The organism is Corynebacterium casei LMG S-19264 (assembly GCF_000550785.1).
In the GTDB taxonomy this organism is placed as follows: domain Bacteria; phylum Actinomycetota; class Actinomycetes; order Mycobacteriales; family Mycobacteriaceae; genus Corynebacterium; species Corynebacterium casei.
On sequence record NZ_CP004350.1, the window covers coordinates 2,651,872 to 2,666,194 of the forward strand.

The 14,323-nt window shown below is 55.1% G+C and carries 13 protein-coding genes; 5 read left to right on the forward strand and 8 right to left on the reverse strand.

The features are described from left to right. Window positions 1-192 precede the first annotated feature (192 nt). The gene (locus tag CCASEI_RS12135) at window positions 193-1,692 is read right to left on the reverse strand and encodes a succinate CoA transferase (protein ID WP_006823135.1); all 1,500 of its coding nucleotides are present in this window, start codon (window positions 1,690-1,692) and stop codon (window positions 193-195) included. Between the two features lie 235 nt (window positions 1,693-1,927). Here CCASEI_RS12135 and dusB point away from each other — a divergent pair, with 235 nt between their 5' ends. Together dusB and phoU are read left to right on the forward strand one after the other, a co-directional pair. Further along, window positions 1,928-3,073: a tRNA dihydrouridine synthase DusB gene (dusB, locus tag CCASEI_RS12140; RefSeq protein WP_006823136.1), complete on the forward strand. Its 1,146-nt coding sequence runs from the start codon at window positions 1,928-1,930 to the stop codon at window positions 3,071-3,073. Between the two features lie 110 nt (window positions 3,074-3,183). Next, on the forward strand, window positions 3,184-3,912 hold the full coding sequence (gene phoU, locus CCASEI_RS12145; RefSeq protein ID WP_006823137.1) for a phosphate signaling complex protein PhoU: 729 nt from the start codon (window positions 3,184-3,186) through the stop codon (window positions 3,910-3,912). A gap of 193 nt (window positions 3,913-4,105) precedes the next feature. Here the strand turns inward: phoU and pstB are convergent, their stop codons facing one another. From pstB to mshD, 5 genes are all read right to left on the reverse strand, one after another. Further along, window positions 4,106-4,879, reverse strand: a complete 774-nt coding sequence (pstB, locus tag CCASEI_RS12150; protein WP_006823138.1) for a phosphate ABC transporter ATP-binding protein PstB — start codon at window positions 4,877-4,879, stop codon at window positions 4,106-4,108. A gap of 39 nt (window positions 4,880-4,918) precedes the next feature. Next, complete coding sequence (pstA, locus tag CCASEI_RS12155; RefSeq protein WP_006823139.1) at window positions 4,919-5,836, reverse strand: phosphate ABC transporter permease PstA; 918 nt, start codon at window positions 5,834-5,836, stop codon at window positions 4,919-4,921. A 12-nt stretch (window positions 5,837-5,848) separates the two neighbouring features. After that, window positions 5,849-6,922 carry a phosphate ABC transporter permease subunit PstC gene (pstC, locus tag CCASEI_RS12160; RefSeq protein WP_025388111.1) on the reverse strand — a complete coding sequence of 358 codons (1,074 nt, stop codon included), beginning with the start codon at window positions 6,920-6,922 and terminating at the stop codon, window positions 5,849-5,851. A gap of 182 nt (window positions 6,923-7,104) precedes the next feature. Then, a complete protein-coding gene (gene pstS, locus CCASEI_RS12165) occupies window positions 7,105-8,235 on the reverse strand; it encodes a phosphate ABC transporter substrate-binding protein PstS (protein ID WP_025388112.1) in 1,131 nt (376 codons plus the stop codon). A 246-nt stretch (window positions 8,236-8,481) separates the two neighbouring features. Then, window positions 8,482-9,402 carry a mycothiol synthase gene (mshD, locus tag CCASEI_RS12170; RefSeq protein ID WP_006823142.1) on the reverse strand — a complete coding sequence of 307 codons (921 nt, stop codon included), beginning with the start codon at window positions 9,400-9,402 and terminating at the stop codon, window positions 8,482-8,484. A gap of 73 nt (window positions 9,403-9,475) precedes the next feature. On the opposite strand from mshD, the gene CCASEI_RS12175 reads away from it, so the two are divergent. Continuing rightward, window positions 9,476-10,294, forward strand: a complete 819-nt coding sequence (locus tag CCASEI_RS12175; protein WP_025388113.1) for an LmeA family phospholipid-binding protein — start codon at window positions 9,476-9,478, stop codon at window positions 10,292-10,294. A 17-nt stretch (window positions 10,295-10,311) separates the two neighbouring features. Here the strand turns inward: CCASEI_RS12175 and CCASEI_RS12180 are convergent, their stop codons facing one another. Continuing rightward, complete coding sequence (locus CCASEI_RS12180; RefSeq protein WP_170316209.1) at window positions 10,312-11,337, reverse strand: diacylglycerol/lipid kinase family protein; 1,026 nt, start codon at window positions 11,335-11,337, stop codon at window positions 10,312-10,314. Between the two features lie 134 nt (window positions 11,338-11,471). Here CCASEI_RS12180 and CCASEI_RS12185 point away from each other — a divergent pair, with 134 nt between their 5' ends. Further along, window positions 11,472-12,176 (forward strand): FABP family protein, encoded by a 705-nt coding sequence (locus CCASEI_RS12185; RefSeq protein ID WP_006823145.1) that lies wholly within the window; start codon window positions 11,472-11,474, stop codon window positions 12,174-12,176. On the opposite strand, the gene CCASEI_RS12190 is transcribed toward CCASEI_RS12185, so the two are convergent. Further along, window positions 12,173-13,021: an aminodeoxychorismate lyase gene (locus CCASEI_RS12190; RefSeq protein ID WP_025388114.1), complete on the reverse strand. Its 849-nt coding sequence runs from the start codon at window positions 13,019-13,021 to the stop codon at window positions 12,173-12,175. The genes CCASEI_RS12185 and CCASEI_RS12190 overlap by 4 nt on opposite strands. Before the next feature lie 121 nt (window positions 13,022-13,142). On the opposite strand from CCASEI_RS12190, the gene ygfZ reads away from it, so the two are divergent. Next, complete coding sequence (gene ygfZ / locus CCASEI_RS12195) at window positions 13,143-14,243, forward strand: CAF17-like 4Fe-4S cluster assembly/insertion protein YgfZ (protein ID WP_006823147.1); 1,101 nt, start codon at window positions 13,143-13,145, stop codon at window positions 14,241-14,243. The last annotated feature ends 80 nt before the right edge of the window (window positions 14,244-14,323 follow it).

The window sequence follows — 14,323 nt, forward strand, 5'->3', positions numbered from 1 at the left end:
AGATACAGGATAAAGCAGGTATTGCGACAGCAAGGGCCTGCCCGAAGATAATCCCGGACAGGCCCTCACATGCACTGCATTTCTCGCGCCCTAGCAAGTTGGCTGCAACTACTTGGCTTTCGCCTATTTAGCTAAGGGGCGAGGTGCTTGGCGGTGCATGGGAACATCGGCAAGCAATGCGTGCTTTTACTTCTACTCACCGCGCATGTCGCCGTGCTTAGCAAAGTTGATCTGGAACTCGAATGCGGTCTCCAGGTCGTGTGGAGTGTGAACGAACTTGTTCTGCATCGCACGCTCGAAGTACTCCTGCAGCAACGGACGGTAATCCGGGTGTGCAACCGCAATGATGCGCTCAACGCGCTCACGTGGAGCCAGGCCGCGCAGGTCAGCTACACCGTACTCGGTGATGATGACCATGGTGTCGTGCTCAGTGTGGTCAGTGTGGGAAACGAAAGGAACAATCGCGGAAATAGCGCCGTCCTTAGCCACGGATGGAGACACGAAGGTGGTGATGTAGCCATTACGGGTGAAGTCACCAGAACCACCGGTGCCGTTCATAATGCGGGAGCCACCAACGTTGGTGGAGTTGATGTTGCCGTAGATGTCGGCCTCAATCATGCCGTTGGAGGAAACCAGGCCTATGCGGCGGATGACCTCTGGATGGTTGGAAACCTGCTGTGGACGCAGAATGATGTGCTTGGAGTAACGCTCCGCCTCATCATTCATCTTGTCTGCGTACTCAGGAGACAGAGCGAAGGAGGTTGCGGAAGCAACGGTCATCTTGCCCGCGTCAATCAGGTCCAGCATGCCGTCCTGAATAACCTCGGTGTAAGCCTTGATGTTCTCAAACTTAGAGTCCAGCAGGCCAGCCATCACAGCATTAGGGACGTTGCCCACGCCGGACTGCATGACAAAGCGGTCGTATGCGAGACGGCCGGCAGCAACTTCGCCCTCGAGGAACTCAATGAAGTTCGCAGCAATCTTCTCAGAAACCTCATCCGGTGCCTTAAATGGCGCGTTGCGGTCTGGTGCGTTGGTCTCAACAACTGCAACGACCTTCTCAGATGGAAGCTCGATGAAGGTCTCACCAATGCGGTCTTCTACCTCAGTGATTGGGATTGGCTGGCGGTTAGGCAGCTTCTCAATCCTGTAGATGTCGTGCATGCCCTCAAGGTTCTCGGACTGCCAGGAGTTAACTTCCAGGATGATCTTGTCAGCAGCCTCGATGTACTCCAGGTTGTTACCAACAGCGGAGGAAGGAACAATGTTGCCGTTGTCCAGAATGCGAACAACCTCAATAATGGCTACCTGGAAGTCACCGTTGAAGCCCTCTTCGACCTGCTGGCCGGAGTGGGACAGGTGGATGTCCTGGTAAAGGATCTCACCAGCGTTAGCCTTGTTACGCAGAATTGGGTCAGAGTTGTAAGGAGAACGGAAACGCAGTGCGTCTGCCTCAGCCAAAACACCGTCACAGTCAGGAGCGGTGGATGCGCCGGAGAACAGGTCAATCTGGAACTCATCGCCTGCTGCGTGAGCCGCCTTTGCCTTTTCAGCAATAGCGGTTGGCAGGGCCTTTGGGTAGCCAGCGCCGGTAAAGCCGGAGATGCCTACGCGGTCACCATGGTTGACAAACTTGGCTGCCTCTTCAGCAGACATGACCAGGTCCTTGTAATTGCCAATCCTGTCAGACAAATTGATTACCTCCTAGTAGTGGCACACTACTGACACACGCGGGCATGCAACCCCGACGTTGTGAATTTTCAGCAGCGGCGCTGTGTTAAGTTACATAGCCCACAATAGCGAACATTGTCAGTTTACGCCCAATTGTCCACTCATCATTCACAGGCTCCCCACCACACCCTGAGCAGGCATGGGTGCATGTCACTGACACTTGCTTCTAGGGTCGTAGTAAGAGGACAATAGCCACGTGGCTTTAACAATTGGAAACATTGAACTCTCCTCCCCCGTGGTACTGGCACCGATGGCGGGGGTAACCAACGTTGCATTCCGCTCCTTGTGCAGGGAGCAGGAAGTCCAGCGCACCGGAACCGTCTCAGGTCTGTATGTCTGTGAGATGGTTACTGCGCGTGCCTTGGTGGAGCGCAATAAAAAGACCATGCGGATGACCACCTTCGCCCCGGATGAGGATCCGCGTTCGCTGCAGTTGTACACCGTCGATCCGGAGTACACGTATAAGGCCGCGAAGATGATCGCGGATGAGAATCTAGCCGATCATATTGACATGAACTTCGGCTGCCCGGTGCCAAAGATTACCCGCCGCGGCGGTGGCTCGGCCCTGCCTTATAAACGTCGCCTTTTCGGCAACATCGTTGCTGCCGCGGTCAAAGCCACCGAAGGTACCGATATTCCAGTCACCGTGAAGTTCCGCGTCGGTATTGATGATGAGCACCACACGCACCTCGATGCCGGCCGCATCGCCGTGGAAGAGGGTGCGGCCGCTGTCGCATTGCATGCCCGCACGGCTGCGCAGCGCTACTCCGGTGAGGCGGACTGGAGTGAGATTGCGCGTTTGAAGGAGCACCTCGCCGACACGAACATTCCGGTGCTCGGCAATGGCGATATCTTCAAGGCCACTGACGCGCACCGCATGATGGAAGAAACCGACTGCGATGGCGTTGTGGTCGGCCGCGGTTGCCTGGGCCGCCCGTGGCTGTTCGCCGAGCTGTCCGCACATTTGCGCGGGGAGGACATCCCTTCGGAGCCAACTATGGGTGAAGTCGCACAGATTATCGTTCGCCATGCCGAGCTGCTCGCACAGTACGACGGTGAGGATCACGCTACCCGCGATATCCGCAAGCACATTGGTTGGTATCTGCGCGGATTCCCAGTCGGCGGCGAGGTCCGCTCAGCACTGGCACGGGTGGAGTCGCTCCAGCAGCTGCGTGAGCTTCTCGCACCGTGGGCAGAGTCGCCAGCGCTTGCCGATGACGCCGATGGCCCACGTGGCCGTCAGGGCTCGCCAGGGAAGGTTGTTTTGCCTGAGGGTTGGCTGGATGATCCGGAAGATGAGTCGGTTCCTGAGGGCGCTGAACTGATGCACTCCGGTGGATAAATTGCCACCGGCGTAATAAATCATTGAATTTACTCATATTCGGGGCTTCCCCATGAGGGGTAGCCCCTTTTCAACGCGCATTATCTGCAGCAATGTTCTAAACTACCCATATGCGACATGCTTATCGGGAAGAGCTAAATGCCTTCGCCCACGATTTGATCGTGATGTGCGACGGCGTTTCTGCGATCATGCACAAGGCTTCCCAGGCGCTATTGACGGCTGATCTTCAGCCCGCCGAAGAAGCCATCTCACTATCGGATGAGTTGGATGCCGTGCGTCTGCGCTCTGAGGAGCGCGCGGTGGCGCTACTGGCACTAGAAAATCCTGTTGCCAAGGAGCTGCGCCAAGTTGTGTCCTCCATTTATATTGTGGAAGATCTCAACCGTATGAGCGAGTTGGCAAAGCATATTGCCAACGCTGCGCGCCGCCGCCATCCCGACTCGGTTATCCCCGAAACCTACTTGGGCTACTTCAAGGAAATGGCACGTTTGGTCGAAGACATGGTTGCGCTCACCCGTGATGTTTTGGTCGATCCTGACGCAGATGTTGCCCTGCGCCTAACCTCTGAAGATGACGCGGTGGATGACATCAACGAGCATTTACTGAATGTGCTTACTCGCCGCGAGTGGACTGAGACTACCCGAGCTGCCGTCGACATCGCGCTACTTTCACGTTTCTATGAGCGCTACGCTGACCACTGCGTCAACGTAGCCGCCCGCGTGGTCTTCCTTATCACGGGCATGACCCCGGAGGAGTATCTCGCCGAGCGCGAGAGCAGCCAACAGCGTGCGGCTGCCGAGGCCCGCTTCCAAGCTCTAGAGCGCCAATTCCGTAATTAAAACACCCCATCAAGCAGCAATCCCTAGCCTGGGGCTCTCAGCCGAGTTTTCCGCGCTAGGGGTGTTTGCGTTGTGGCAACAAAAAAGTCCAGGTTGTTCTTCCTTTTTCAGCAGGAAAGAATTTGCTGGACTTTGTGCTCAGACAATCAATATGTGCAATCCCCTGAAGAAGAGGATTGGGCCGATAGGCGGTTTAGCCGAAGCGGCCGGAGATGTAATCTTCGGTTTCCTTCTTGTCAGGGTTTTCGAAGATCTTCTTGGTCTCATCATATTCAACCAAGTGGCCTGGGCGGCCGGTTGCCTCGAGAGAGAAGAAGCCAGTCTTGTCAGACACACGTGCAGCCTGCTGCATGTTGTGCGTAACAATCACGATGGTGAAGTTTTCCTTCAGCTCGTGGATCAAGTCCTCCACCGCGAGGGTCGAAATTGGGTCGAGTGCGGAACAAGGCTCATCCATGAGCAGAACCTCAGGCTCCACAGCAATAGCACGTGCGATGCACAGGCGCTGCTGCTGACCACCGGAAAGGCCACCGCCAGGCTTATCCAGGCGGTCCTTAACTTCATCCCACAGGTTAGCGCCGCGAAGAGATTTCTCTGCAACTTCCTTGAGCTTCTTCTTGTTCTTCTCCCCAGAAAGCTTCAGACCAGCAACCACGTTGTCCTCAATGGACATGGTTGGGAATGGGTTAGCCTTCTGGAACACCATGCCGATGGTGTTACGTACAGAAACTGGGTCAACCTTGCTGTTGTAAATGTTTTCACCATCGAGCAAGATTTCACCCTTGACGTGAGCACCTGGGATTACTTCGTGCATACGGTTGATGCTTCGCAGTACGGTGGACTTACCACAGCCGGATGGGCCAATAAAGGCGGTCACTGCCTGCGCCGGGATGTGCATGTTGACGTTCTGCACAGCGTGGAAATCACCATAAAAGATGTCCACGTCATTGAGTTCGAGCTTTGACATTTTTACTCCTGGAACAAATGTAAGTGTAGGTAGTACGCGTTACTGCTTGACAGAGAACTTCGCCGAAATTATGCGAGCGCCAACGTTGAGGATAGCGATGAGGAGAACCAGCGTAAATGCCGCGCCCCACATCTTGTCAAGAACATTCGGATTCAAACCGGCCTTGTACATATCGAGCATCATCAATGGCAGCGAAGACATTGGGCCGCCGGACGGGTCCCACTTCAATGCCGGGGTGGTACCCACCAGAATCAGAACTGGTGCCGACTCACCCATGATGCGGGCAATCGCAAGCATGATGCCGGTTGCGATACCGGACAACGCGGTTGGAAGAACAATCCGCGCAATAGTCTTCCACTTTGGAACACCCAACGCGTAGGCCGCTTCACGCAGATCCATCGGAACCACGCGCAGCATTTCTTCAGTGTTACGCACAACAATTGGCATCATCAGCAGCAACAGGGACCAAGCAACTGCCAGGCCTGAGCGTTCAAAGCCGAGGACAGTAATCCATGCGGCATAGATGAACAGTGCTGCAACGATGGATGGAACACCAGATAGGATATCCACCATGAAAGTTGTTGTGCGGCCGAGCCAGCCACCGCGGGAGTACTCAACCAAGTAGATAGCAGTGAAGATACCTACTGGAATAGCGATGACGGAAGCCAGCAGGGTCTGAACAAGGGTACCGATGATAGCGTGCAACGCACCGCCGCCGCTCTGGTGGTACATGGTGCCCAGCATGTCTTGAGTCCACCACTCGGCATTGAGCACTGGCGGAAGGCCCTTAGAAATCAGTTCCCACAGGACAAATACCAGCGGAATAATCGCCAGCGCCATACACAGGTAAATGATTACCTTGGCAAAATTATCAGTAGCTTTACGTTTCCCGGAGATTTCCAAGAACGAAGAAGCTTTACCCACTCCGGCTGGTGCAGGAGATGCAACATTAGTCATTTTACGCCCTCCCTATTTCTTCTTGCCCGAGACCATTGAGCGGGCGATCGCGTTGACCACAAAGGTCAACAGGAACAGAACCAAGCCAGCTGCAATGTACGCGCCTGCCTTGATATCGTTGTTAAACTCCGGCGCTGCATTCGCAATGGCGGTAGCAAACGTCGTACCGCCATCGAACAACGAACCACGGAATGCCGACGATGGGGAAACAACCATGTACAGTGCCATGGTCTCACCCAGTGCACGACCAAGTCCCAGCATGGAACCGGAAACGTAACCGGACAAGCCAAAAGGCAAAACGGTCATACGAACAACTTCCCACCGGGTCGCGCCCAGGGCCTGTGCAGCCTCAATATGCCCCTTAGGAGTCTGGACAAAGACCTCACGTGCGGTCGCTGCAATGATCGGCAAGATCATAATCGCCAGGACAATGCCACCGGTAAAGATGTTTCGTCCTGTAGCAAACGATGGAGTATTGCTGTAGGTGGAGAACAAGAAGAAACCTGCGCCCCAGCTTTCAAGCCATTCGTAGAAGCCTGAGAGGAATGGCCCTAGAACGAGCCAACCCCACAGGCCGTATACGATGGAAGGTACCGCAGCCAGCATGTCCACCAGGTAGCCCATTGGTTTAACAATGGACTTCGGTGCGTAGTTGGACAAGAAGACTGCAACGCCCAACGCGATCGGCATAGCAATAATCAGCGCCAAGACTGACATCATGACCGTTGTTGCAAAAAGGTTCGGAATACCGAAGTACATGTTGTCAACATCGGAGGTGTTCCACGTATCCGAATACGTGAAGAATCCTAGATATCCATTGGCGTTTCGGTTCAGTGCAGGAAGTGCACGGAGGACAAGGAAAATACCGATAGCGGCAATGAATACCGTAATCAGCGTTGCGGATGCCGTGGAAAGGAATTCAAATACGCGGTCGCCTGGACGGCGAACGCTTCCCGACTTAACACCGTCATTGACACCTGCAGGCTGTTCGTTCTTGCTGGAGTTCACGGTAACCGGATGTGCTTCTGCACTTCGGTTATCTTCCAGCTTGACGTGGTCGCCCGAGGTCGAGTTGTAGTCAGCCATATGGCGCAGTCCTTCAACTTCATGGGATTTGTTATTGGTCACAGTCACCGCCTAAGCGGCGCGACGCCCCCGGAGCTCTAACGGAGTGTCTCAGACACACCATACAAGCCAGCGGGGGCGTTTTACTTCCCCAAGGTTCTAACTTAGGAAGTGCAGGGTGTTCATAATGAACAACCTCAAGACTAGCCGTTGATTGCCTCTACAGCTTCGACCAGGCGGTCGTAGTGTCCACCGGACACTGGAATGTGGCCAGCCTCGGACAAGCCCTCATCCTGGTATGCCAGAGCGGTCATCAGGAAGTCCTTAACCAAGTTTGCCTCGTCCTCGGTGTAGCCACCGGAGCAGACGATTTCGTAAGTGGTCAGGATGAGTGGGTAGCCAGCGTCAGATGCGAACAGCACGTCAGCGTCAACAACCATGTTGTTGCCCTCGGTGGTGAACTCCATGGACTCGAGCGCCTGGCCAACAGACTCCTCGTTGAGCTCAACTGGGCCCTGTCCGAAATCGACGTTTGCAACGTCCAGACCGGAGGAAACTGCGTGAGAGTTCTCGACGTAGGTGATGCCGCCGTCAATCTGCTGAACCTGGGTTGCAACACCGGAAGAGCCGTTCGCGCCCTCACCAACTGCGGTTGGGAAGTTGGTGCCTTCGCCCTCCCAGTTGCCGGTGGAAGCGGTCAGGAACTTCTGGAAGTTGTCAGAGGTACCGGACTCGTCGGAACGGTAAACAACAGAGATGTCGGTGTCAGGAAGCTCTACGCCCTCGTTGTCAGCAGCGATTGCTTCATCGCTCCAAGAGGTGATGTCACCGGCGAAGATGGAAGCCAGGGTCTCAGTGGACAGGTTGATTGGCTCATCAACGCCCTCAAGGTTGTACGCGATGGAAACTGGGCCGATAACGAATGGCAGGTGCCATGCTTCGTTGCCTCCGCAACGCTCAGCAGCTGCGTCTACCTGCTCATCTTCCAGTGGGGAGTCAGAACCGGCGAAGACTACGTTGCCGTCAACGAAGTTAGTGCGGCCGGAACCGGAACCGGTTGGGTTGTACTCCAAGTATGCGTCACCACCGGTGACCTCCTGGAACTTAGCGCCGAAGTAGTCCATTGCGTTCTGCTGGGAGGATGCACCCTCAGCGACAAGGCCACCGGTTGCGCCGGATAGGGAGTAGCCACCAGGAAGCTCTACAGCGGACTCACCCTCGGAGCCACCTTCAGCAGAAGTGTCCTCAGCGGAATCAGAGCAAGCTACAAGAGCGAGGGAAGATGCTGCAACAGCACCAAAGACAGCAGCGGAGCGCTTAAAGTTGCGAATCACGGGGAAACCTTTCCGGTTAAATTCAGGGAAGTTTTTGATTGTCCGAACACATTCTTGCGCTGGGCTTCCTATTCCCTTGAAAGATTTTCTTTAAATCTTTCAAGAGTTTTAAGCAGCCAAATCTCAGGCTGTTGTGCTCACGAGTTGCAAACCTATCGGGCGCGGGTTAACCGCAATAGTGCTTTCCGGTTAACAACTGGTTAACTTAGACAATTTTCACAGTGAAACTGATCACTTGTAGACGTCTCATCTAGTTTGCGTCTTATAAACCACGTGATTTTCGGCGATGTCGAAGCCCAAACGCTCATAGGCTTTCACTGCCGGCACGTTATCTGCTTCCACATAAAGGATGACTCTTTCAGCGCCTTTTTCTGTCATACGCTGCAGTCCCGCGTTCAAAAGTGGTCCGCCGAGGCGGCGTCCGCGATACGCATCTGCCAAACCCACGACATAAACTTCGCCGAATCCTGGATCCACCTCTTCGTGCCACTTAGTCCAGTGGAATCCTGCCATTTCCGGCTGCGTTTCGCCGGAAGTTTCACCATTTACATCCCAGAAAAAGATGACGTCACGCTCATCAAACCAGTCTGGTTCCATGCCGCGCTGCAAGCGGTCAAGGTCCCAGCCGCCTTGTTCTGGGTGCCAGGAAAAGGCTTCATTATTGGCCTTGAGCCACTGGTTTTGAACGTGGTCCTTGCCAAAGCGCTCTACCGATTCCGCGTAGTTGGCTACTTCTAAGTCAGTTTCAGGCTTTTGCGCTGCCGCTTTCAATGCAGCACTCTCAATCGCCATCACCAGCAGGTGACGGGTGATATCCAGTCCCTTCGCCTTGGCCAGGGCTTGCGCACCCTCAAAGTTGCCGTGCGCCCAGACTGGCGTTGGCGCTACTGCTTCATACAGCGCCGTGCCGCGGCCCTGTCGCCGTGCGGAAGGAACCACAAATAACTCCGCGCTTGAGCCATCGTTTGCCGCAATGGCTTCTACCTGGCCTTCTTGTTCAATAATCCAGTGCTTATGCCCCAGCCGGGGATCGCGCAAGCCAAATAAGTACTGCTCAGAAAACGGGTCAATCCCGTCATGCTTGGAGGTTTCTTGGGCTGCGGCCTCTACTGCGGCAGCTAGTTCAGCACTGTCTGTGATGTTGACGCTTTGCACATTAAAAGTCATATCCCCACCCTAGTGATGAACCATGAGGTAAGTAAGCTTCTACTCAACGCACCATCACAGTTAGGAATGCACCATGAGCCATACCGCGGCAGACACCACGGCAGACACCACGGCCACCGTGACTATTCCGGCGCGCGCTGTTCGCCCATTGAAGATCATCGGCGGAATTGCCGTTGTTGTCGGTGTGCTCGGCGTGGTGGATACAGGATTTGCCATGCACGCGGAACACACCCTTGCGCAGCAGGTAAAAGCTGAGGCTCAGCTGGAAAATACTCCACAGGTGTATGTCGGCGGCATGCCTTACTTAGGTGCAGCTATCATGCCGGACCATGAGATTCCTTTGATGGAAGTCAACGCTTTGGATATTGAGGTTCCTCGCCTTGGCCTGGTCAATGCTTCGACTACTTTGCGCGATGTCCAGGTCACCCCAGATCAGCTCTTCAGCGGCAATTTCACAGGCGCTTCGGTCTCCACGTGGTCGCGTGCCATTTCCGTTGATGCTGTGTCTTTGGGCCGTTTAATGGGCATTAATGACTTGCAGATTGCTAATCCAAAGAACATCTCGCCGACGTCGGGTACTTCTGCTGAGGCCGATCTGGTGGGCACCCTTCCAGGCGATGACGAGTCCACCACGGTGGAGGTGACGCTTCGGCTTATCGATGAAAAATTCATCATGACCCCCGTCAACGCCGAAAATGACAGAGTTGCTGAAGCTTTCAGCTATTCCTTGGATACCCGCCACCTTCCACTGTCTGCGCAGGCAACCGCTGTTCGCCTGCAGGGCGGTTCCATCACTTTTGAAACCCAGCACCGCAACACCACGCTGGATGTTTCCCAGCTGTCCCCTGTCGAAATCGATGGCCGTTATGACAGCGAAGGCCGCGAGAACTAGCCAACGCTAGTGTGCAACTAGAAGACGCGGATGAAGTCGCGCAGAATTTCGCGCAGCTTCCGCTCATGCGGAGCACGGGCCGCGCGTGGGGCATAGACCTCCACTGCGTCTGGCACCGAGCGCAGTTTTACTTCGGTGAGCTTTCCTTCTGATTCCCCATCTGCTTGGAAACGGTGCGGGGTTGGGCAGCTCAGCGTCACAGAGCTTGCGTGGTCAAAGTCAATGGTGCGGGCAGTGGAGAACTTGTTCAGCACGCGCTTTGGATCGGCACCGAAGAGATGCAGCACGCCGATAAGCCCACCCAGGCCAGAGATATCGGTAACACCGAACAGACTCAGCCCACCATCGAAGGAGTTCTCAGTGTTGGTCCCCACTGGAAGTGGGCCCAAGAAGGTCCAGGGGTTGGTATTAGAGGCAAGCAATACTGGCGCTTCGTCGAGTGAGAATTCTTCCCCGTCATCAGAAACTGCACGGACATTGATTTTTGGCGGGTTGTTTCGCGCGCGGCCAAATGCTCGCGCGGTGACCATGAGGTATCGAAACGGAGTGGCCGAAAAGCCCTTCTCGCGCACGCGGTCAACTTGCGCCAACACGTCAGCGTCCAAGCCGAAACCTGCGTTGACACCAAACCAGCGGTCATTCCAGGTGCCCAGACAGATGGTCCGGGAGATATCTTTTTCGATCAACCGGGCCAGCACATGAACCGCTTCAACAGGGTCGGCGGAAAAGCCCAAGGCACGAACCAGAACATTCGCGGAGCCAGTTGGAATGACCGCCAGCTTCGGAAGAGTCTCCGGGCTGGGGCTTTCCGTATCAGCCGAGCCGAGCATGCCATTGATGGCTTCGCTCACAGTGCCATCGCCGCCCAGCAAGATGATCAGGTCATAGTCATCACGCGTCAGTCCTGCCACCATTTCTTCGGCATGGCCAGGAAATTGGGTATGACGCACGAACAGTTTCAACTGCTCAATGGCGAATAGCGGAGGCAAGATCTCGCGCAGCAGTTCGCTGGATTGAGTCGTTGAGTTCGGGTTTAAGATCATCAGTGCACGCACGTTTTCCAAGCCTATCGTGATTTCCGGGTTGATGACAGGATTAGTGATGTGCAATAACTGTGTGTTTTGGCCCAACCCCAGAATTAAGAACCCGTGGGGCTGTCCGACTAGGCTGGTGCACCATGAGCGAAAATACTTCAGAAAATAACGCACAAAATATTCCAGATTCCGCTGCTGATGCACTCGCAGCAAACACCGGCGACAACGGCCGCCTTAACGGCAATGAGGCAGTGAACCTGGCCGCTGAGGCATGGAAAGATGCTGCTAGCCAGAACATCCCTACCTTTAAGTTCGCGGATGAAGCACTAGAGCCAGATACCGCTAACCTACGCCAGGGACCTTCGCTCAACGATGCCCTCCTGGGCCTTCTTCCACTCGTCGGTGTATGGCAGGGCGAGGGTGAAGCTCACGCTTCCGATGGCACCCAGTACCACTTCGGCCAGCAACTCATCGTTGCCCACGATGGTGGCGAATACCTGACCTATAGCTCCCGTACCTGGAAGATTGATTCTGAAGGTAAGGCAACCGGACACGATGTTCGCGAGAGCGGTTTCTGGCGCATCTCCTCCAAGGATGAGATTGAACTGACCTACACCTCGTCCAACGGCATCGTGGAAATCTTCTACGGTGAAGTCTTTAATGAACGCGCATGGCAGCTGCAGTCCGCATCCACCATGGTCACTGAGACCGGCCCGAAGAACTTAGGCCCAGGCAAGCGCATGTACGGCCTGATGCCAAACAACAACCTGGGCTGGGTTGATGAACGCCTCGTCGATGATGAGATGCGCCCATACATGTCAGCTGAGCTGCGCCGCGTCGCGGGTTAATTAGCGGACATTGCGGTATCAATAAGGCTTCGGATTTCTTGCTCGTTATCCGGAGCCTTTAATTTATGCTCCCCCAGCCGGCGCACCCGCGCAGCTACCCGGATGGAAGATACCAACCACACGGAATCAGCATCCAGAAGATAGTCCACGTCGAGTACTTTCTGTTTGCATCGATAGCCTTGGCTCTCTGCGTATTCAAACAGCGCGGCTTGGGTGGTGCCCGGCAAAATGGTGTCATCGTAAGGCGTGCGCAGCTTATCGCCTTTCACCGTAACCACCGTGGAGGTTGCGCCTTCCAGCACATGGCCCTCATAGGGGTCGGTGAAAATGACATCATCAAAACCCCGATCGCGCGCTAGACGCAGCGTGGCCATCGTCGCAGCATAATTCAATGTCTTTGCCGGCAGCTCGGATGGGAAACTCCATCCGCGCTCACTGAGCATCACCCGCACGCCGTTATCGCGCTGCGCCAAGACGTCATCCGCGATTGGCTGGATAGCGACCCACGCTGTTGGCAGCCCAGTTGAAGCCCGCCCCCGGGAGTAAGTCCACGTGCACTTCCCTTCACCGTCGCCGAATTCTTCAATAGCGGCGTTGGTAGCGCTTATCCACGACTCAATGATGGGTTCAGGAAGCCCCAGGGCTTCGGCTGAGGTGCGGAATCTTTGCGCGTGGCGCTCAATATTGGCCGCCTGACCATCGCGAATGAGGATCGACTCAAAGATGCCGTCGCCACGGGTCACGGCATAGTCATCCCAGTAAATCAAAGGAAGCGAGGGGTTATGCCAGCGAATGGAACCTCCGAAAGGTTCAACAACAAAGATAACCGGCTTAGTAGAAACCATGGCTTCGATTATGCCTTGCTTAACCACATGCGTCTTGGCAACGCTTGATTAATCTCACCACACCCCACGCCTGAATGCCCGAGGGTGTCTTTTCGCTTAAAGGGCGGGTACGCTAGTGCCTGTGAGTTATACTTCGCCCCTGATGCAATTGCCGGGTGCGGCGGTCGTACAAGATGAAACGCTGATTGACTCCAAGGGAGTTGCGTGGCATTACGGAGACCCGCTGGTTGAACAACGCGCAATTCATTTAGATACCCCTGTGCTGGTAGATCGCTCGCAGCGTCGAGTTATCTCTGTTGTTGGACCTGATGCGCCAGAGTTTTTGAATAACCTGCTGTCGCAAAAGCTCGATGATGCTGACACGGGTTATGCCGCCACTGCTTTGGATTTAGATATCCAGGGCCATATCCTTCATCACGCCGACATCGTGCGTGTGGAAGATGGCTTCTATCTGGACACCACCGAAGCTGAGTTTGAGTCCTTCTTCAAATTTTTGACCATGATGATCTTCTGGTCAAAGGTGGAAGTCACTGAAGCTGACTTGGCGGTTATCACCTTGCTGGGCACGCTTCCAGAATTGCCAGCACAGGTCCAGGAGGCCGCCGCGTTTGTACGCAAGTTTGATGCGTGGACGCAGACTCCACGCACTGATATTGCGGTGCCGCGGGAGCAGCTGCGAGAAATGGCTAACGCACTCATTGAGGCCGGCTTTAAGCCGGCAGGCCTCATGGCCTATACCGCTGAACGCGTTCGCAACCTTGAACCTGAGCGCGCCGCTGACTTGGACGATAAATCGATTCCACATGAGGTGCCGCATTGGATTGGGCGCGGACATCTGCCAGGTGCTGTGCACCTGAACAAGGGTTGCTACCGCGGCCAAGAAACTGTCGCGCGTGTTGAAAATCTCGGCCGCTCCCCTCGCCTGATGGTTCTCATGCATGTTGATGGCTCCGTGCCGGAGATGCCAGAGATTGGCGCTGAGATTACTTCCGGTGGCCGCCGCGTTGGCCGCCTGGGCACCATCATTGATGACTTTGAGTACGGCCCCATCGCCATTGGCGTGGTCAAACGTTCCGCATTGCCAGCTGAAGGAAAATCCGGTGCTGCCGCGCCTGAACTACTTATCGGCGATTGTGCTGCGACGGTTGATGAAGACTCCCTGCCAACGGATGAAGGCGACAAGCTCGGACGCAGCGCAGTTGATAAGTTGCGCGGCAGATAAGCACTCCCCGACGCGCAAAATTTGGCCCTAATCTAGTTCCTCTACCAACGCTCGTGCGACTTTAAGTTTTAAGTACACGC

Excerpts from the sequence above, each read along its gene's own strand:
- CCASEI_RS12190 (WP_025388114.1), bottom strand. The coding sequence starts at position 13,021 with ATGGTTTCTACTAAGCCGGTTATCTTTGTTGTTGAACCTTTCGGAGGT.
- pstB (WP_006823138.1), bottom strand. The coding sequence starts at position 4,879 with ATGTCAAAGCTCGAACTCAATGACGTGGACATCTTTTATGGTGATTTC.
- pstA (WP_006823139.1), bottom strand. The coding sequence starts at position 5,836 with ATGACTAATGTTGCATCTCCTGCACCAGCCGGAGTGGGTAAAGCTTCT.
- pstC (WP_025388111.1), bottom strand. The coding sequence starts at position 6,922 with ATGGCTGACTACAACTCGACCTCGGGCGACCACGTCAAGCTGGAAGAT.
- CCASEI_RS12175 (WP_025388113.1), top strand. The coding sequence starts at position 9,476 with ATGAGCCATACCGCGGCAGACACCACGGCAGACACCACGGCCACCGTG.
- CCASEI_RS12180 (WP_170316209.1), bottom strand. The coding sequence starts at position 11,337 with ATGATCTTAAACCCGAACTCAACGACTCAATCCAGCGAACTGCTGCGC.
- phoU (WP_006823137.1), top strand. The coding sequence starts at position 3,184 with ATGCGACATGCTTATCGGGAAGAGCTAAATGCCTTCGCCCACGATTTG.
- mshD (WP_006823142.1), bottom strand. The coding sequence starts at position 9,402 with ATGACTTTTAATGTGCAAAGCGTCAACATCACAGACAGTGCTGAACTA.
- CCASEI_RS12185 (WP_006823145.1), top strand. The coding sequence starts at position 11,472 with ATGAGCGAAAATACTTCAGAAAATAACGCACAAAATATTCCAGATTCC.